The sequence below is a fragment of the Limimaricola sp. genome (genome assembly GCF_016125575.1).
GTDB lineage: Bacteria > Pseudomonadota > Alphaproteobacteria > Rhodobacterales > Rhodobacteraceae > WGLM01.
On record NZ_WGLM01000004.1, the window covers coordinates 74,788 to 92,551 of the forward strand.

Annotated in this window: 19 protein-coding genes; 10 read left to right on the forward strand and 9 right to left on the reverse strand. The window is 66.2% G+C overall.

The genetic code is table 11. The features are described 5' to 3' along the window. Positions 1-55 precede the first annotated feature (55 nt). The gene (locus GC146_RS07270; RefSeq protein ID WP_291836501.1) at positions 56-1,384 is read right to left on the reverse strand and encodes an amidase family protein; all 1,329 of its coding nucleotides are present in this window, start codon (positions 1,382-1,384) and stop codon (positions 56-58) included. Positions 1,385-1,435: 51 nt separating this feature from the next. Between GC146_RS07270 and GC146_RS07275 the strand changes: the two genes are divergently transcribed. Continuing rightward, on the forward strand, positions 1,436-2,701 hold the full coding sequence (locus GC146_RS07275) for a UbiH/UbiF/VisC/COQ6 family ubiquinone biosynthesis hydroxylase (protein ID WP_291836504.1): 1,266 nt from the start codon (positions 1,436-1,438) through the stop codon (positions 2,699-2,701). Here GC146_RS07275 and GC146_RS07280 read toward each other — a convergent pair. The 3 genes from GC146_RS07280 to GC146_RS07290 are packed head-to-tail and all read right to left on the reverse strand — an operon-like array spanning position 2,698 to position 4,472. Continuing rightward, positions 2,698-2,889: a Trm112 family protein gene (locus GC146_RS07280; protein ID WP_291836507.1), complete on the reverse strand. Its 192-nt coding sequence runs from the start codon at positions 2,887-2,889 to the stop codon at positions 2,698-2,700. The genes GC146_RS07275 and GC146_RS07280 overlap by 4 nt on opposite strands. Beyond that, complete coding sequence (locus GC146_RS07285) at positions 2,886-3,524, reverse strand: LON peptidase substrate-binding domain-containing protein (protein WP_291836511.1); 639 nt, start codon at positions 3,522-3,524, stop codon at positions 2,886-2,888. Before GC146_RS07285 ends, GC146_RS07280 begins: the two co-directional genes overlap by 4 nt. A gap of 27 nt (positions 3,525-3,551) precedes the next feature. Beyond that, positions 3,552-4,472, reverse strand: a complete 921-nt coding sequence (locus GC146_RS07290) for a co-chaperone YbbN (protein ID WP_291836514.1) — start codon at positions 4,470-4,472, stop codon at positions 3,552-3,554. A gap of 155 nt (positions 4,473-4,627) precedes the next feature. Between GC146_RS07290 and GC146_RS07295 the strand changes: the two genes are divergently transcribed. Further along, the gene (locus GC146_RS07295; protein WP_291836517.1) at positions 4,628-5,266 is read left to right on the forward strand and encodes a GDSL-type esterase/lipase family protein; all 639 of its coding nucleotides are present in this window, start codon (positions 4,628-4,630) and stop codon (positions 5,264-5,266) included. A 64-nt stretch (positions 5,267-5,330) separates the two neighbouring features. Here GC146_RS07295 and GC146_RS07300 read toward each other — a convergent pair whose 3' ends face one another. The 3 genes from GC146_RS07300 to GC146_RS07310 all read right to left on the reverse strand — a co-directional run bounded on the left by GC146_RS07300 (position 5,331) and on the right by GC146_RS07310 (position 7,424). Further along, on the reverse strand, positions 5,331-6,119 hold the full coding sequence (locus GC146_RS07300; RefSeq protein ID WP_291836520.1) for an exodeoxyribonuclease III: 789 nt from the start codon (positions 6,117-6,119) through the stop codon (positions 5,331-5,333). Between the two features lie 96 nt (positions 6,120-6,215). After that, positions 6,216-6,542 (reverse strand): hypothetical protein, encoded by a 327-nt coding sequence (locus GC146_RS07305; RefSeq protein WP_291836523.1) that lies wholly within the window; start codon positions 6,540-6,542, stop codon positions 6,216-6,218. 195 nt (positions 6,543-6,737) lie between these two features. Next, positions 6,738-7,424: a response regulator transcription factor gene (locus GC146_RS07310; protein WP_291838463.1), complete on the reverse strand. Its 687-nt coding sequence runs from the start codon at positions 7,422-7,424 to the stop codon at positions 6,738-6,740. Positions 7,425-7,580: 156 nt separating this feature from the next. Here GC146_RS07310 and ribA point away from each other — a divergent pair, with 156 nt between their 5' ends. Beyond that, positions 7,581-8,666 (forward strand): GTP cyclohydrolase II, encoded by a 1,086-nt coding sequence (gene ribA / locus GC146_RS07315; protein WP_291836526.1) that lies wholly within the window; start codon positions 7,581-7,583, stop codon positions 8,664-8,666. Between the two features lie 6 nt (positions 8,667-8,672). Here the strand turns inward: ribA and GC146_RS07320 are convergent, their stop codons facing one another. Then, on the reverse strand, positions 8,673-9,458 hold the full coding sequence (locus GC146_RS07320; protein WP_291836529.1) for a hypothetical protein: 786 nt from the start codon (positions 9,456-9,458) through the stop codon (positions 8,673-8,675). 146 nt (positions 9,459-9,604) lie between these two features. Between GC146_RS07320 and GC146_RS07325 the strand changes: the two genes are divergently transcribed. Together GC146_RS07325 and GC146_RS07330 are read left to right on the forward strand one after the other, a co-directional pair. Beyond that, on the forward strand, positions 9,605-10,333 hold the full coding sequence (locus tag GC146_RS07325) for a sterol desaturase family protein (protein ID WP_291836532.1): 729 nt from the start codon (positions 9,605-9,607) through the stop codon (positions 10,331-10,333). Next, entirely contained in the window at positions 10,330-10,824 is a 495-nt protein-coding gene (locus tag GC146_RS07330; protein ID WP_291836535.1) for a L,D-transpeptidase family protein, read from the forward strand. Before GC146_RS07325 ends, GC146_RS07330 begins: the two co-directional genes overlap by 4 nt. Here GC146_RS07330 and GC146_RS07335 read toward each other — a convergent pair. Next, positions 10,821-11,474 carry a YggS family pyridoxal phosphate-dependent enzyme gene (locus tag GC146_RS07335; protein WP_291836538.1) on the reverse strand — a complete coding sequence of 218 codons (654 nt, stop codon included), beginning with the start codon at positions 11,472-11,474 and terminating at the stop codon, positions 10,821-10,823. The two genes, GC146_RS07330 and GC146_RS07335, sit on opposite strands and share 4 nt — an antisense overlap. A 236-nt stretch (positions 11,475-11,710) precedes the next feature. Here GC146_RS07335 and GC146_RS07340 point away from each other — a divergent pair, with 236 nt between their 5' ends. The 5 genes from GC146_RS07340 to holA all read left to right on the forward strand — a co-directional run bounded on the left by GC146_RS07340 (position 11,711) and on the right by holA (position 17,714). After that, positions 11,711-12,820: a porin gene (locus GC146_RS07340; protein WP_291836541.1), complete on the forward strand. Its 1,110-nt coding sequence runs from the start codon at positions 11,711-11,713 to the stop codon at positions 12,818-12,820. A gap of 144 nt (positions 12,821-12,964) precedes the next feature. Further along, complete coding sequence (locus GC146_RS07345; RefSeq protein ID WP_291836544.1) at positions 12,965-13,432, forward strand: DUF3576 domain-containing protein; 468 nt, start codon at positions 12,965-12,967, stop codon at positions 13,430-13,432. 73 nt (positions 13,433-13,505) lie between these two features. Continuing rightward, a complete protein-coding gene (gene leuS, locus GC146_RS07350; protein WP_291836546.1) occupies positions 13,506-16,199 on the forward strand; it encodes a leucine--tRNA ligase in 2,694 nt (897 codons plus the stop codon). After that, entirely contained in the window at positions 16,189-16,689 is a 501-nt protein-coding gene (lptE, locus tag GC146_RS07355) for an LPS assembly lipoprotein LptE (protein ID WP_291836551.1), read from the forward strand. Before leuS ends, lptE begins: the two co-directional genes overlap by 11 nt. Continuing rightward, positions 16,686-17,714 carry a DNA polymerase III subunit delta gene (gene holA, locus GC146_RS07360; protein WP_291836553.1) on the forward strand — a complete coding sequence of 343 codons (1,029 nt, stop codon included), beginning with the start codon at positions 16,686-16,688 and terminating at the stop codon, positions 17,712-17,714. Before lptE ends, holA begins: the two co-directional genes overlap by 4 nt. The last annotated feature ends 50 nt before the right edge of the window (positions 17,715-17,764 follow it).

Consider the following 17,764-nt stretch of genomic DNA (forward strand, 5'->3'; position numbering starts at 1 on the left):
TGCTGTCCAGAAAAACGGCGCGAATCAACGGGCTTGCAGCCCGCAATTGTGGCTTTTACGCCAAGACGGCAGCAACGGCCGCGCCAAGCCGCAACAGACCCGCCTCGCCCCCCGCGGGCGCGTTCAGCATGATCCCGCAGGACGGTGTGCCGCTTGGCAGGGTCAGCGCGCAGCCACCCATGAGGTTGCCGATGCGGGTATTGCGCAACGTCAACAGGTTGGCCGCCTTGTAATAGGGCTCGTCCGTGACGAGGCGATCTACCTTGGGTGGCATGATCGGCGCCGTCGGCATGATGACGGCGTCAAACCCCGCCACCTCTGCAGCCCAGTCAGCCCGCAGCGCACGCAGGGCCGACCAACCGGCAATGTAGTCGGCCGCCGACACAGTGGCGCCCGCGCGGATGCGCTCCAGAATGCGGTCATACATCTTGTCCGGCGCAGATTCGACCAGAGGCCGCCACAAGGCATAGGCATCCGTCGCAAAGAGGATCGCGGCAAGATCCATCGCGCGGGTCACCAATGGCAGCGCACGGCGCTCAATCGTGGCACCGGCCCGCTCCAGCCGCGCGACGGCGCTGTCGAAGGCGGCCGCGGGGGTCGACTCAAGCTCGTCCATCGCCACCGTTTCCAGCACCATCAGCCGCGATCCAGCCAGCGCCGTACCGTCGAGGTCTGGCGCGCGCGCGCCTTCCAGCGCGGACAACATAAGTGCTGCGTCTTCCACCGTGCGGGTCAAAGGGCCGACCGTATCAAAGGTCAGGCAAAGCGGCACCACGCCCTCCAGCGACAGGCGGCCATGCGTCGTCTTCAGACCAACAAGGTCATTCCATGCGGCCGGAATGCGCACCGAACCGCCGGTATCGCTGCCCACCGCCGCCGCCGCCAGCCCATGCGCGACCGACGCCGCCGCGCCCGAGGAACTGCCGCCGGGCACCGCCTCGGCATCGTTGATACAGGGCGGGGTCGCGGTGGTCGGGTTGTAGCCAAGGCCGGAAAACGCGATCTCGGACATGTGGGTCTTGCCAAGGCAGACAAGGCCCGCGGCGGTCGCGTTGGCCAGCACCTGCGCATCGCGATCGGGCCGACGCCCGGCCATCAGCGCGGTGCCAGCCTCGGTCGCGATCCCCGTAGTATCGAAATTGTCCTTCCACGACACCGGCACCCCGTCGAGCGGCCCGCGCCGCAGGCCCGAGGCGGCCCGCGCGGCGGCGGCGCGCGCTTCGGCCAAAGCCCGCTCGGCCGTGACACGCGCATAGATTCGCGGTGTCATCGGATGCGCGGCGATGGCATCGAGATAGGTCTGCGTCAGCGCCACCGGGTCGATCCGGCCCGCGCCGATCCCCCGGCCAAGCTCGGCCGCCGAGGCCCATAACCATTCCTGCATCAGACTGCCCTTTCGCACGCTTCGTCACGGACGGTAGCGGCCAAGCGGCGCATGGACAATCCCGCGCCAGCGGCCATATTGCCGGGCATGGTGCAAGAGCATGACATCACGATCGTGGGGGGCGGGTTGAACGGTCCGGCACTGGCGCTGGCAGCAGCCAAGGCAGGTTTTCGCGTCGCCGTGATTGACGCGGAGCCGCTGGAAACCCGGGCCGATCCCGGCTTTGACGGGCGCGCCTACGCTCTGGCGCTGGCCTCGTGCCGGCTCCTCGACGCGTTGGGCCTCTGGCCTGCGCTGGCCGAGCACGCCCAGCCGATGCTGGAAATCAAGGTCACCGACGGGCGCGCGGGCGAAGGGCCCAGCCCCTGGATGCTGCATTTCGACCATGCCGAAGTGGGCGAAGGCCCGATGGGCCACATGGTCGAAGACCGGTATCTGCGCCACGCCTTCCTGGATGCGATGGCCGCCGAAGAAAGGATCACCCACCTGTCGGGCGAGACGGTGGTGGCGCAGGATGTAACTGCGCAAGATGCCGGACCGCGCGCGATCACGCTGCATCTTGCCTCCGGCAAAGAGGTTCATGGTCGGCTGCTGGTGGGCTGCGACGGGCGCGGCAGCGGCACCGCCCGGCGCGCCGGAATTTCCCGTACCGCGTGGGGCTATGGCCAGACAGCCATCGTCTGCGCGGTGGAACACGAGTTGCCGCACCACGGCATCGCGCATCAGTTCTTCATGCCGCACGGGCCGCTGGCCATCCTGCCCCTGACCGGTAACCGCTGTTCCATCGTCTGGTCCGAACATGACGCCGACGCCGCCCGCATCATCGCGCTGGACGACGCGGGCTTTCTCGATGCGTTGCGCCCTGCCTTCGGCAGTTTCCTGGGTGAAATCGCGCTGGCGGGTGCACGGTTCAGCTATCCGCTGGGCCTGACGCTGGCCAACAGCTTTGTCGCACCGCGCGTGGCACTGGTGGGCGATGCCGCGCATGGCATGCACCCGATTGCCGGGCAGGGCCTGAATGCCGGCCTGCGCGACGTGGCCGCGCTGGCACAGGTGCTGACCGAGGCCCGCCAGCGGGGCGAGGATATCGGCAACGCCGCCGTGCTGGGCCGGTACCAGCAATGGCGCCGCTTCGACACGGCCACGCTGGCGCTGGCAACGGATACGTTCAATCGCCTGTTTTCAAACGACAATCCTGCGCTGCGAAAGCTGCGTGATATCGGGATGGGCGCCATCGGCGCCGTGCCGGCGTTGCGCCGCGGTTTCGTGCGAGAGGCCGCGGGCCTGACCGGTGACTTGCCTGCACTGATGCGCTAGGGCGCGTCTTCGTCCAGCCGCCGCGCCTCGTCGATCAGCATCACCGGGATGCCGCCGCGAATCGGAAAGGCCAGCCCCGCGGCTGTCGAGACAAGCTCTTGCCGCGTCGAATCATAGTGCAACGTCGTCTGGGTCCGCGGGCAGACCAATGCCTCAAGCATCTTGGGATCGAACGGCGCGTCTGTCATTGCAGCACCTCTTCGTCATTGCCGCCACGGCGCAGCGCGAATTCGATCAGGGTAATCAGGGTTTCGCGCCGAGTGGGCAGCGACGGCGCCTCCAGCAGCGCCTGCTTTTCTTCGGGATCGAAGGGGCACAGCATGGAGAGCGAGTTGATCAGCAGTTCGTCCTCGGCGTCCTTCAGGCTGTCCCAGTCGGTCGACAGGCCCTGCTCGGTGAAGTAGCGGCGCAGGGCGTCCAGCAAGGCCGGGCGATCCAGTGCGGGGTCGGTCTCGGTCGGGCCCTGGTCCCGCTCAAACCCCTGCCACGCCACCTTGCACCGACGATACGGCGTAAAGCCCTTGACCTCTTCGACAACGCGGAACCGGCTGACACCGGACAGCGAGATCATGTAGCGGCCGTCCTCGGTTTCGGAAAACGCGGTCAGCCGCCCGGCGCAGCCGATCCGATGCAATGACTCGCCCCTGCTTTCATAGGGCTGGACCATGCCGATCAGCCTTTCGGGTGTCTTCATGGCGTCTTCGATCATCGCAAGGTATCGCGGCTCGAAGATGTGCAGCGGCAGTCGCGCGCGCGGCAAAAGCAGCGCGCCGGGCAACGGAAACACCGCAATCGTCTCGGGAAGGTCCGCGATCTTCTTCATGTGAAGCGACCTAGCGTGGGGGCACCCTCAGGCAAATATCATCGACGACAGTTTCCTGCGGCCAGCGATCACGATTGGGTCGTTCGGCTTGAGCGCACCGAAGATCTGAAGCACCTGCTCCTTGGCAGCGCCGCCGTTCCACTCCCGGTCACGCCGGAACAGGTCCAAAAGCTGATGCACCGCCTCCTCGGTCTTGCCGGAGGCATAAAGCGCCGTGGCAAGATCGTAGCGCGCCTGGTGGTTATCGGGGTCGTCCTCGACCTTTTGTCGCAACTCGGCCACCGGGCCCGCCTTTGCTGCCTGCCGGGCCAACGCGATCTGGGCGCGCGCCGCCTCGATCGGGGCCGAGGTCGAGATTGCCACCGGTGCCCCGTTCAGCACCGCTTCGGCCTGATCAACTTCTTCCATCTCCAGATAGGCGCGGATCATGCCGGCATAGGCGCGGGCGTTTTCCGGCTCTTCCTGCAGGATTGCGGCAAAGGTTTCGGCAGCGTCGGCGGCGGCGCCCTCTTCCAGCATCGCCTCGGCGGCATCAAGGGCTTCGTCCAGACCCGCGTCGGCCGCGCCGCCATTGCCCATGGCAGCAATCTTGGTCACGAACTCGTTCACTTGGCTGGCCGGCAGCGCACCCTGAAATCCGTCGACCGGCTGACCCTGCCAGAAGGCGTAAACGGTGGGGATCGACTGCACGCGCAACTGCCCGGCATAGACCTGGTTCTGGTCGACATCGATCTTGACCAGCTTGACCGCGCCCTTGGCCGCGGTCACCGCAGCCTCGATCGCGGGGCCAAGGGTGCGGCAGGGGCCGCACCACGTGGCCCAAAAATCGACGATCACCGGCACTGTCTTGGAGGCCTCGATCACATCGGTCATGAAACCCGCATCGCTGCCTTCGATGATCAGGTCGTCAGCGGGCGCGGCGCTATCCTTGCTTCCCAGTTCGAGCATCACGGCTCTCCTCGTTGAATAATGCGTTGCCGCCTATATGCGCTCGCCGCCCCTGATCGCCAAGGGGCGGGGCCCGATTTCCGCGCCTTGCGCCCGGCAAAAACGGGCCCTAGCCTGCATGCCTGTCCACCCGTCCCTTCACCGAAAGAATGGCCATGACGCGCATCCTGATGACCTTTGGCGACAGCAACACCCACGGCACACCGCCCATCGTCACCCGCGGCGTCTATGACCGCTACGGCCCCGACATCCGCTGGCCGCGAATCGCCGTTGCCGCGCTGGGGGATGGCTGGGAGCTGGTCGAAGAGGGGCTGCCCGGCCGCACCGCGCAATTCCCCGACCCGCTGATGGGCGCGCACATGGACGCCCGCGACGGGCTGAAGATCGCGCTGCAAAGCCACGGTCCGCTCGACGTGCTGACGCTTATGCTGGGCACCAACGACACCAAGACAATGTTCGGCGCCACGCCCGAGGGCATCACGGCCGGAATCGCGGGCCTGCTCTCCATCGCGATGAGCGACGAGATGCAGACCCGCCACGGCGGCTTCAAGGTGCTGGTCATCTGCCCGCCGCCTGTGCTGGAACAAGGCCCGCTGCGCGAGGGTATCTTCGGCGGCCGGGCGAAGGGAATGGCACTGCCGCCGCTTTACGCCGCGATGGCCGAAAACTGGGGCGCGGGGTTCCTCGATGCCGGCCAGCACATCGCCGTCAGCCCCGTGGATGGCGTGCATTTCGAACCCGACGCGCACCGCACGCTGGGCCTTGCCGTCGCCAAGGCCATCGAAGGTCTCTGATCCCTTCATCTTGCCCCAAATACTCCGGGGTCCGGGGCAGCGCCCCGGGGCCGATGCAACAGGGCTAAAGATCGAACGTCGCGAAGACCGGCGCATGGTCGCTGGGCTGGTCCCAGCCGCGCGCCGCGCGCAGGATGCGGCTGGAATGGGCCGCGCCCGCGATGTCGCCCGTCGCCCAGACATGGTCGAGCCGGCGGCCCTTGTCGGCGGCGTCCCAGTCGGGCGCGCGGTAGGACCACCAGCTGTAAAGCTGGCCCTCGGGAATGTCGGCGCGGGTCACGTCCACCCAGCTGCCCGCCTCCTGCGCGGCGCCAAGGTGCTCCACCTCGATCGGCGTATGGCTGACGATCTTCAACAGCTGCTTGTGCGACCAGACGTCATCCTCGCGCGGGGCGATGTTCAGATCGCCGACCAGGATCGCGCGCGCGGGACGTTCGGCGTGGAAATGGTCGCGCATCTGGGTCAGATAATCGAGTTTCTGGCCGAACTTCTCGTTGACCTCGCGGTCGGGCACGTCGCCGCCCGCGGGGACGTAGAAATTGTGGATCACGACGCCGTTCTCCAGCTGCCCGGCCACGTGGCGGGCATGGCCGAGGTCGGCAAAGTCATGCGCCGCGACCTCGGTGATCGGCAGTTTCGACAGGATCGCGACGCCATTATAGCCCTTCTGCCCGCGCGCCACGACATGGCCATAGCCCAGCGCGGCGAAGTCCTGCAGCGGCATCTTGTCGACCGGGCTCTTGCATTCCTGCAGGCACAGGATGTCGGGCGCTTCTTCCGACAGCAGCCGCGCGACAAGGCCCGCACGCAGGCGGACCGAGTTGATGTTCCATGTGGCAAGGGTGAAGGGCATTGGCGGGGCTTTCCTGCAGGGGTCCGGCGGACCCTAGCCGCGCAGACCCCAAGCCTCAAGCCGCCGGTTCCGCGCGGAACCGGCGGCGATGCCTGACTAGTTTTGCAGGGTGTAGGACCCCATCTCGCACATGTTCACGGTATCCTCGAGGGTCGAGCCGTCCTTGAACACGAACTTCAGGTCGTAATCACAGACGGTTTCGCCATCGGCGATCGTGACCGTCGCGGTCGCGCCGGGCTCCAGCACGTCATTGGACAAGACGTCCGACTGCCAGTCGTTGGTGGTCGTGGGCGACGTGTAAAACTCGACCACGGCGGTATCGGTGTTGTTGATCAGGGTCCATTGCAGGTCCTCGGCCGCAAGTGGCCCAGCAAGGCCGAGCACGAGGCCGGTCACGGTCAGGAAAGCAGAAGTGCGAAACATTTCGGTCAAACCTCTTGGGGCAACGCCCCGCCAGCGCAAGATCACGCCGCTGTGATGATGCGCAGGCCGCCCCGTCGCGGAGAAGAGGGAAAATGAAAAAAGGCCGGGCACGAAGGCCCGGCCAAGTCCAACAGGGAGGTGATGGCTAACCCGCCATCGGGGGTTCGGTTCTTACGCGGGCCGGGACCGGCCGGATCAGGCGACCAGCCGGTAGCCGCCGCTTTCGGTGATCAGCAGGCGGGCATTGGCCGGATCGGGCTCGATCTTCTGGCGCAGGCGGTAGATGTGCGTTTCCAGCGTGTGCGTCGTGACGCCAGCGTTGTAGCCCCAGACCTCGTGCAGCAGCACGTCGCGCGGGACCACGCCATCGGTCGCGCGGTAGAGGAATTTCAGGATGTTGGTTTCCTTCTCGGTCAGACGCACCTTCTTTTCGTTGGCGGTGACCAGAAGTTTCTGCGAGGGCCTGAATGTATAGGGGCCCAGCTGGAACACGGCATCCTCGGATTGTTCATGCGTACGCAGCTGTGCACGGATGCGGGCCAGCAGGACAGGGAACTTGAACGGCTTGGTAATATAGTCGTTCGCGCCCGAATCGAGGCCCAGAATCGTGTCGCTGTCGGTATCGTGGCCGGTCAACATCAGCACCGGGCATTTGACGCCCTGCTTGCGCATGAGCTTGCACAATTCGCGCCCGTCAGTGTCGGGCAGGCCCACGTCCAGGATCACAAGGTCGTAAAGACCCGCCTTGACCTTGGCCATCGCGTCAGTGCCGCTGGCGGCCTCGAACACGTCGAAATCTTCAGTAAGGACCAACTGCTCTCCCAGCGCCTCGCGCAGGTCGTCATCGTCGTCCACCAGAAGGATCTTCTTGAGTTGCCCCATGACAGCCTCCATTTCCACTTCGACACACATGCGCCTGCATCACTGGATGGGCAAGAATTGCTGCAACCGCTTCACGCCGACGTGTCGGGATGGCGAGGAATGTTTCAATCGGCGGCGCGTGCCGCTATCTCTGGGCGGCCTGATCCGCGGAATGTCATGACTTTTGCACTCGATATTACAGAACGGCTGGCCCGCGCCCGGGCGGACCTGCGCATGGGTGTACCCGTGGTGATGCTGGGTTCAGACAGCGGCGCGCTGGTGCTTGCCGCCGAGACGACAGACGCCGCCCGGCTGGCCGAGCTGCGCCGGCTGGGTGGGCCCGTCTGTGTGGCGATCACCGGATGGCGGGCGCAAACGCTCAAGGCGCGGGCCTATGACGGCGACGTGGCTCGCGTAGCCTTGCCCGCCGATGCCTCGCTCGACTGGGTGCGCGCGCTGGCCGATCCGGCGGGTGATCTGACGACGCCGATGAAAGGCCCGCTGAAAACCCTGCGCGACGGCGACGCGACGCTGCACCGCGCGGCCATCGCCCTGGCCAAGGCCGCGCGGCTGCTGCCGGCCGTTGTCGTGGCACCGCTGGATGAACCGGCCAGCTTTGCCGCCAAGCATGATCTGACGGCCGTGCCCGCCCGCGCCGCGCTCAACGATGCGTTGTCGCCACTGTCGCCGGTCATCAGCGCGCGCGTGCCGCTGGAAGTGTCCGAGGCCGGCCGCCTGCACATCTTCCGCCCCGAAGACGGGGCAGAAGAACATTACGCGGTAGAAATCGGCCAGCCGCCGCGCGATGCACCGGTTCTGGCACGGCTGCATTCGGCCTGCTTCACCGGCGACCTACTGGGCAGCCTGAAATGCGATTGCGGCCCGCAACTGCGCGGCGCGCTGGCGCAGATGGGGGCCGAGGGGGCGGGCGTTCTGCTTTACCTCAATCAGGAGGGGCGGGGCATCGGGCTTGCCAACAAGATGCGGGCCTATTCGCTGCAGGACCAGGGCTTTGACACCGTCGAGGCCAACCACCGGCTGGGCTTCGAGGATGACGAACGCGACTTTCGCATCGGGGCCGAGATCCTGCGCAAGATGGGCTTTTCCGCCGTGCGCCTGCTGACCAACAACCCGGCCAAGGTGGCGCGGATGACCGAATCGGGCATCGCGGTGACGGAACGGGTGCCGCTCAAGGTCGGGCGCAACCGTCACAACACCGCCTACCTTGCCACCAAGGCGGCAAAGTCGGGCCACCTTCTCTGAGGCCGGTCAAAGGTCCGGGCTGCGGCGCGGCCCGACGCCGATCTCGGTCTCCATCAGTCGTTCGAATGCCGTGGGAGCCAGCGCGCCGGGCGGACTGAACGGGTTCGAGAAAGCATAGATCATCAGCATGATCAGCCCGCTGAACGCCCCGTAGATGCTGAGCAGCGCGACATGCAGCGGTGTCGGCGTGAAGGTGAAATAGGGCAGCGCGACAAAGACGAGACCGCCCAGCGCCGCGATCCAGAACAGGGCGCCCATGTGGTAGATGGCGGTGTTCTCGCGCTGCTGACGCAGGGTGGCGATAAGCTGCGAATTCTGCACCATGTGTGACCGCAGGTCGGTCTGGCGCGGGCTGTTGGGAGACAGGTTCAGGATCGACTGGTAGAACGTTTCGCGAAAGACCCATCCTTCGGCCGACAGCCTGCCCTGCTGGCCCAGCCTGTCCCATTCCACTGTCACGACCTGCCGGACATAATCGGACAGGGCCAGCTGCACCGCGGCAACCTCGTCACCGCCATAGCGGTTCATGTCGTTATAGATATCGGCGACCGCGGTTGCCTCGCGGACAAGGTCGGCGCGGATCTCGTTATAGTCGAGCAGTTCCTGCGCGAAGACGAGGCCGAGGATCAGCCCGTGCAGCGCCGCCACGCGAAAGATCACGGAACCGGCAAGATCCTTGGTGTCGGGGGCCACCCTGTCGCGCACGAAAAGGCGCATTCCGAAATAGATGACCCATGTCAGCAGCACCGTGCCCAGAACGAAACCGCCGCTGATCAGAATGTCCCGAACCATGTTGCCCGCATCACCGCCACCCGACTTCGGCAAGGCTATGCAGGTCCCCCGGCCGGGTCCACAGTCCAGACGGCGGGGTGACGCCGGGGCGGACTTGCGTTGCGCAGGGGACACGCGCAAAATCGCTGTCGTTCTAAGAGGCGGCGATGATCCCTACCCTGCGCATCCTGGCCAACATGGGCAGCCTGCACCGTCTGGCGCCATTCTGGGTGCTGGCGATGGCACTTGCGGTGTGGCTTGCCACGCCGCTGGTCGTTTTCGCGCTGGTCTGGGGCGTGGCGATGCAGTTCTTCGTGGAATACGCCATGCACCGCTTTTTGATGCACCGGGCACCGCCGGCGGATCAGGGCGTGTTCAACCAGCTTTACCGCAGCCATATCGGCCATCACGAGTTTCCCGGCGACCCGGAGTTCTTCACCGGCGACGATCATTGGTATCCGGTCCGCTTCGGGCTGATCTCGGCCGCGCTGCACATGCTGGTCCTCTGGCCCGTGCTGGGGCTGGCCGGCGCAGCGTCCTTCGCGGCAATCGCGATCTTTGGCGGCTCGGCCTCGGCCTTTGCCTTTTACGAATACTGCCACACCCTGGCGCACCTGCGGGTGCCCAAGGGCTGGTTCGGCCAGCGCGTGACGCAAAGCCACATGGCCCACCATTTCCGGGACCACCGGGCGACGTTTCATGTCAGCTTCGGCATGGGCTGGATCGACCGGCTGTTCGGCACCCCGCACGATGCCGTGACGGCGCGCGCCCGGTTCGACCGCCGCACGATGCTGAGCATGGGGATGGACCCCGACGACCTGCGCCTTGTCACCGCGCGCAAGGCTTTCGGGATTTCCCGCGCGCCCCGCGGCGGGGTCGCGGCACGGCCGGAATGACGCCACAAGACCTTGTCCTGACGCCGACGCACCTGCGCTTCATGGGCCGCCGGTTTGCCTGCACGATCGGGCACGGCGGCCTGACGGCGGACAAGCGCGAGGGCGACGGCGCCACGCCGCGCGGCACACACCGGATCGTGGGGATGCTCTACCGCCCCGACCGGATAGCGCGGCCCGCCGACTGGGCGGTGCCGATCAGGCCCGGCGACCTGTGGTCCGACGATCCGGGTGACGAAGACTACAACCTGATGGTCCGTGTCCCCTACCCCCACAGCGCCGAGTCGCTACGGCGGCCGGACCCGCTTTACGACCTGATTCTAATTACTGACTGGAACTGGCCACGCGCCCGGCGCGGCCATGGGTCGGCCATCTTTATCCACCAGTGGCGGCAGCCCGGCGCCCCCACGGCTGGCTGTATCGCCTTGTCGAGAAGTGCGTTGCGCTGGATTGCGCCAAGAATTCGGCACCGCACCCGGCTGATCATCCCTTAGACGGGCACCCGTTCACCAAAGATCGCGCTTCCCACGCGGACATGGGTCGCGCCATGCGCCACGGCCTCTTCGAAATCCCCGCTCATCCCCATCGACAAGCCCGCCAGACCATTGCGCGCCGCCATGTCGGCGAGCATCGCGAAATGGGGGCCGGGAGGCACATCAGCAGGCGGAATGCACATCAGGCCGACCACCGGAAGGTCCAGCGCCCGGCACTCGGCAATGAACGCATCCGTCGCGCCGGGCAACACGCCGGCCTTCTGCGGCTCGGCCCCGGTATTGACCTGGATGAAGATGTCGGGCGACTGACCGCGCTCCTGCGCCAACCGCGCCAGCACACCGGCCAGCTTCGGCCGGTCCACCGAATGGATGGCCGAAAACAGCTCGACCGCGGCGCGCGCCTTGTTGGTCTGAAGCGGTCCGATAAGGTGCACAACCACGTCGGCAAAGCGCGCGGCCAACGCCGGCCACTTGCCCTGCGCCTCCTGCACCTTGTTCTCGCCAAACAGCCGCTGCCCCTCGGCCAGCACGGATTCGATCCGCTCCAGCGGCTGCACTTTTGAAACGGCGATGAGCGAAACCGTGCCGACGGGCCGTCCGGCCGCTTTTTCCGCCGCAGTCAAACGGCCCCGAATCTCTGCCAACGACACTTGCAGCCTCCTGAAAACATTGTGCCTTTCAGACGTGGCGGGGACATAGCGCCGGCACTACCCACTGTCACCCCCCACAAGGCCTCTGCCCCGTGTGTGGCCATGATGCATCATTTTCGCGGCGCGGGGCAGCCGTTTGGCCAAATTGCTTGAGTGTCCGGGGCGTTGGGCGCAATTACACCGTCAATGCTGGTTCAACTGGCATTCTTGGGAATGCAAACACGAGGGAATAATCCATGAAACGCATCCTTCTTGCCTCGACGGCCTTGGTCGCGATGGCCGGCGCCGCGTCCGCCGATATTGCTTGGTCGGGCGATGCCACGCTGGGCTACAACGACACCAACCGTCCGACCGACTATTCGGGCAACCCGGCGTCCACTTCGGACAACCATTACGGGTTCTACTGGTCGGCCAACATCCACGTCGATCTGTCGAAGCAGCTGGACAACGGCATCACCGCCGGCGCCACCTTCGACCTCGGCGCTACCGGCAGCACCTTCTCGGTGACCTCGACTTCGGCCTACCTGCAGAACTTCACTGTCTACCTGAAGTCTGACATGGCCTCGCTGTACTTCGGCGACACCTCGACCGCTGCCCAGATGCACTGGAAATCGGCCGGCGACATGGAAGCCGACAGCTTCACCACCGACTGGACCGACTCGGCTGCCGAAGCGGTCATCCGTGGCGACGTGAAGTACGGCGGCGTGAATGCGTCGATTTCGTACCTCTACGACACCAACGATCGTCAACTGCACCAGCTGTCGATCGGCGCCGACGGCACCGTGGGTCAGTTCTCGTTCTCGGTCGCTTATCAGGCCGACGCGAACTCCTGGTACGGCTCGAGCGGCGACTACCACCCCGACGAGATCTTCGGGATTTCGGGCTCGACCACCTTCTCGGGCGCGACCGTCACCGTGGCTTATGCCAAGGACAACACCGATGGCCGTCAGTCGACCGGCATCAAGCTGGCCTACCCGGTTGGCCCCGTCACTGCGACCGTGTACTACGTCGCAGAAAGCGGTGGGATGAATACCGACCCGAACTACGGCGTCAATCTGGCCTACAAATCGGGCCCGGTGGCTGTGACCCTCGACTACCAGAACGATCAGGGCACCAACAAGACCGCCCTCGACGGTTCGTATGATATCGGCAACGGCCTGATGGTCTATGCCGGCTACTATGCCCAAGACAGCTGGGATGACAGCTACTACCTGGCTGGCACCTACGATCTCGGCGGCGGCGCCTCGCTGCTCGTGTCCTACGCCACCGGCGGTTCGGACGACGACGCCTACGGCCCGAACGACTACCAGCAGGGCACGACTGTGGAAGTCAACTTCAAGTTCTGATCCTTTCCGGATTGGAAACGTCAGAGCGGCCCCTCGGGGCCGCTCTTTCTTTTTGCGGCATTGCCTTTTGGCCAAGAGACTTGTGACCGCCGCGCCGCTTCGCTACACCTTTGCCAAAGCTCTGAGCCCAACGGGGGACCGGTTTTGACAGCACTTTCTCGCATAGGCCGTGGCGCCCTTGTTCCGGCCCTGCTTCTGGGCCTGTCTGCGTGCGGCAGCACCGGCTCGTTCGGCAGCCTGCCCTTCGGCAGCCTCGGCTTTCACCGTGCCACTGATGGTGCCACCCGCGCCGCCGCCCGCACCCGCGGGTCAGAGAACGTGGCGGTCAACCGCTATCTCTGGGCGGCCGCGATCGACGTGCTGGATTTCCTGCCAATCGAAAGCGTGGACCCGTTCACCGGCGTCATCGTCTTTGGCTACGGCACGCCTCCCGGCGGTGGCCGCGCCTACCGCGCAACGGTCTATATCTCCGACCCCGCGCTGGATGCCCGCTCGCTCAACGTCGCGATCCAGACGCGCGGCGGGCCGGTTGCAGCCGCGACTCAGCGCGCCGTCGAAGACGCGATCCTGAACCGCGCCCGGCAACTTCGCATCTCCGACCGCGGCCTTTAAGGCCAGCCGCCGCTGCCAGACCCGCGCCGGGCCACGCGCCCGCGCCCTTCCCACGTCCAAGGACCCGTTCCGCATGTCGCGTTATTCCGCCGCCGAGATCGAAGCCCGCTGGCAGGCCGCATGGGGCCAGGCCGACACCTTCAAGGCCCGTCACGACCCCAGCAAGCCGAAATACTACGTGCTGGAGATGTTCCCCTATCCCTCGGGGCGCATCCACATGGGCCATGTGCGTAACTACACGATGGGCGACGTGATCGCCCGCTACAAGCTGTCGACCGGCCATAACGTGCTGCACCCGATGGGCTGGGACGCCTTCGGGATGCCCGCCGAGAACGCCGCAATGGCCAGCGGCGGCCACCCGAAAACCTGGACCTACCAGAACATCGCCGACATGAAGGCGCAGATGCAGCCGCTGGGCCTGTCGATCGACTGGAGCCGCGAATTTGCCACCTGCGACCCCGAATATTACGGCCAGCAGCAGGCCCTGTTCATCGACATGCTCGACCGTGGCCTCGTCTACCGCAAGAACGCCGTGGTCAACTGGGACCCGGTCGACATGACGGTGCTGGCCAACGAACAGGTGATCGACGGCAAAGGCTGGCGCTCGGGTGCCGAGGTGGAACGGCGCGAACTGACGCAATGGTTCTTCAAGATCAGCGACTTCTCGGAAGAGCTGCTGGATGCCATCGACGGGCTGGATAACTGGCCCGCGAAGGTCAAGCTGATGCAGTCCAACTGGATCGGCAAAAGCCGTGGCCTGCAATTCGCCTTCGAGCTGACCCATGGCGGCCAGATCGAGGTTTATACCACCCGGCCCGACACGTTGCTGGGCGCGTCCTTCGTCGGCATCTCGCCCGATCATCCGCTGGCGCGCGAGCTGGAGGCCAAACACCCCGAGGTCGCGGCCTTCTGCGCCGAGGCGCGCAAGGGCGGCACCACGGAAGAGGCCATCGAAACCGCGCCGAAGCTGGGCTTTGACACCGGGCTGAAGGTGCGCCATCCGTTCGACCCGGCCTGGGAATTGCCCGTCTACATCGCCAACTTCATCCTGATGGATTACGGCACCGGCGCCATCTTCGGCTGCCCCGCGCATGACCAGCGCGACCTCGACTTCGCGCGCAAGTATGGCCTGCCGGTGATCGACACCTTCATGGCGCTGTCGGAACGGGTTGGCGACCCTGCCGATGCCACCGGCGCTGGCGGCAAGTTCGGCTGGGAGCCGGGCGATATCCGTACCGTGCCCGAGCGCGTGACCGATACGGCCTTCGTTCCGCCGAAAACCGAGAAGGTCCGCTGGCTGAAATCCTTCGGCTGGTCTGAAACCGCGACCGGGGCCGAGGCCATCGACGCCGCCATCGCCACCTGCGAGGCCAAGGGCATCGGCAAGGGCGTGACCAAGTTCCGCCTGCGCGACTGGGGCCTGTCGCGGCAACGCTACTGGGGCTGCCCGATTCCGGTCGTGCATTGCGCGACCTGCGGCGTGGTGCCCGAGCGCAAGGAAAACTTGCCCGTCCGCCTGCCCGACGACGTGACCTTCGACGTGCCCGGCAACCCGCTGGACCGCCACCCGACATGGCGCGATTGCGCCTGCCCGAAATGCGGCCAGCCCGCCCGGCGCGAAACCGACACGATGGATACCTTCGTCGACAGCAGCTGGTATTTCGCACGATTCACCGCGCCCCATTCGGCCACGCCCACCGACATGGCCGAGGCCAGCTACTGGATGAACGTCGACCAGTATATCGGCGGCATCGAACACGCGATTTTGCACCTGCTCTATTCACGCTTCTTCGCCCGCGCGATGCACCTGACCGGCCACCTGCCCGCCAAGGCGATCGAGCCGTTCGATGCCCTGTTCACGCAAGGCATGGTGACGCACGAGATCTACATGACCCGCGATGCCGCCGGCCGCCCCGTCTATCACCTGCCAGAGGAGGTTTACGTTTTCTCGGGCGAGGACGGAAAGAGACTTGCCGTGCTCAAAGGGAACGTGGGTGTCTGGGACGACAAGAAGGCTCTCACCACATTTGCCGCTAATCGCATTGCTAATGAGGTTGTCGACGTCATCCCCTCGGCCAAGATGTCGAAATCGAAGAAGAACGTGGTCGATCCCGTCGCCATCGTCTCGACCTACGGCGCCGATACCGCGCGCTGGTTCGTGCTGTCCGACAGCCCGCCCGAGCGTGACGTGGAATGGACCGCCGCCGGCGCCGAGGCCACGTTCAAGCACCTCAGCCGCGTCCACCGCATCGCCAGCGAAATCGCCGAGATGCCCGAGGGCGCGGGGCCGGGCGATGAAGATCTGCTGAAAGCCATGCACCGGACCATCCACGACGTGACGATGGGCGTGGAAAGCTTTGGCTTCAACGCCGCCATCGCAAAGCTCTACGCCTTCACCTCGACCCTGCAGAAATCCACCGCCGGCGGCACTGCGCGCAAAGAGGCCGCGCGCGTTCTTGCGCAGCTGATGGCGCCGATGACCCCGCATCTGGCCGAGGAGATTTGGGCCATGCTGGGGGGCGAGGGCCTTGTCGCCACCGCGCCTTGGCCCAAGGCTGATCCGGCGATGCTGGTCGAGGATACCATCACCCTGCCGATCCAGATCAACGGCAAGCGGCGGTCGGAAATCACCGTGCCTGCCGATCTGCCCGCGGCAGAGGTTGAAAAACGCGCGCTGGCCGACGATGCTGTGGTGCGCGCGCTGGACGGGGCCGCGCCGCGCAAGCTGATCGTCGTCCCCGGACGGATCGTCAACATTGTCGTCTGACACCGCCCTTCGCCTGCCACGCCGCGCTGCCCTGCTGGGGCTTTGCGCACTGGCGGGCTGCGGGTTCCGTCCGGTCTACGGCAACGGCGGCACGGCGACGGTACTGCGCGACGCCATCACGCTCAGCGCGCCCGAAACACCCGACGGATACGCCCTGCGCCAACGGATCGAAGACCGGCTGGGCCGCGCGACCGATGTGCGCTACTCCCTGGACGTGACAATCGACGTGGGCACCGTCGCCGTGGCCGTCTCGCCCGAGGATACCGCCACGCGCATCAACCTGCCCGGCACAGCCACCTGGGTGCTGAAGGACGCGGCGGGAACGGTGCTGGGCCAAGGCAAGGCCGACACCTTCGCCGCCTATTCCACCACCGCCAGCACGGTTGCCACGCTGACCGCCGAGGATGACGCGCATAGCCGGTTGATGGTGGCGCTGGCCGACCAGATCGTCACGCAACTCATCGCGCTGTCGCCGCGCCTGCCGGCATGAAGCTGAACGCACGCGAGGCGGCCGGCTATTTCCGCAAGCCAGACCCGCGGCGCGCCGGCCTGCTGATCCACGGCGCCGACCCGGCCGCAGTGGACGAGCGGCGGCGCGAGGTCGCGCTGGCCCTCGCTGGACCGGACGCCGAGGCCGACATGCGCGTCACCCGCATCGCTGCCGCCGACCTGCGCAAAGACCCCGCACTGCTGGACGACGCGATGCGCGCGCAGGGTTTCTTCGCCGGGATGCGGCTGGCCATCGTCGAGGGGGCAAGCGACGGGTTGGCCCCGGTCATCGCCGCGGCGCTGGACGACTGGCGCGAAGGCGACGCGGTGATGATCGTGACCGCCAACGCGCTGCCTGCCCGCTCGGCCCTGCGCAAGGCGTTCGAAGGACATCGCAACGCCGTGGCAGTCGGGCTTTACGCCGACCCGCCGGGGCGTGACGAGGTGGCCGCCGTGCTGGCCGCCGCCGGGGTCACACAGGTCGGCCCCGACGCAATGGACGCGCTGATGGACGTTTCGCGCAACCTCGATCCGGGCGACCTGCGGCAACTGGCCGAAAAGCTTAGCCTTTACGCCTATGATAGCGACGCACCAGTTTCGGCCGCAGACGTGGCCGCCTGCGCGCCACTGTCGATGGAGGCGGAACTGGACACGCTGGTGGGCATCGTCGCCGAGGGGCGCGCGCAGCAGATCGGCCCTGTTTTACGGCAGCTTTTCGCGCAAGGCACGATGCCGGTGGGCCTGTGCATCGCGGCCGGGCGGTATTTTCGTACCCTGCACAGCGTCGCCACAGCGCCCGGTGGCGCCTCGTCCGGGATCGACAGGTTGCGTCCCCCGGTCTACGGCCCGCGCCGCGATGCGCTGCAACGGCAAGCCGCCGCATGGCGCGTGGCCGATATAGAGGCCGCGCTGTCCGAGATCACGGCGACCGACCTGCAGCTGCGTTCCACCTCGCGCGCGCCGGAACATGCGCTGGTCGAGCGCGCGCTGATCCGAATCGCCATGCGGCGGGCAGCGCGCGGCTGACGCGCCCTTGCCTTTTGCCGCCCGCGCCTTTCCCTTAGGCGCAACAGCGG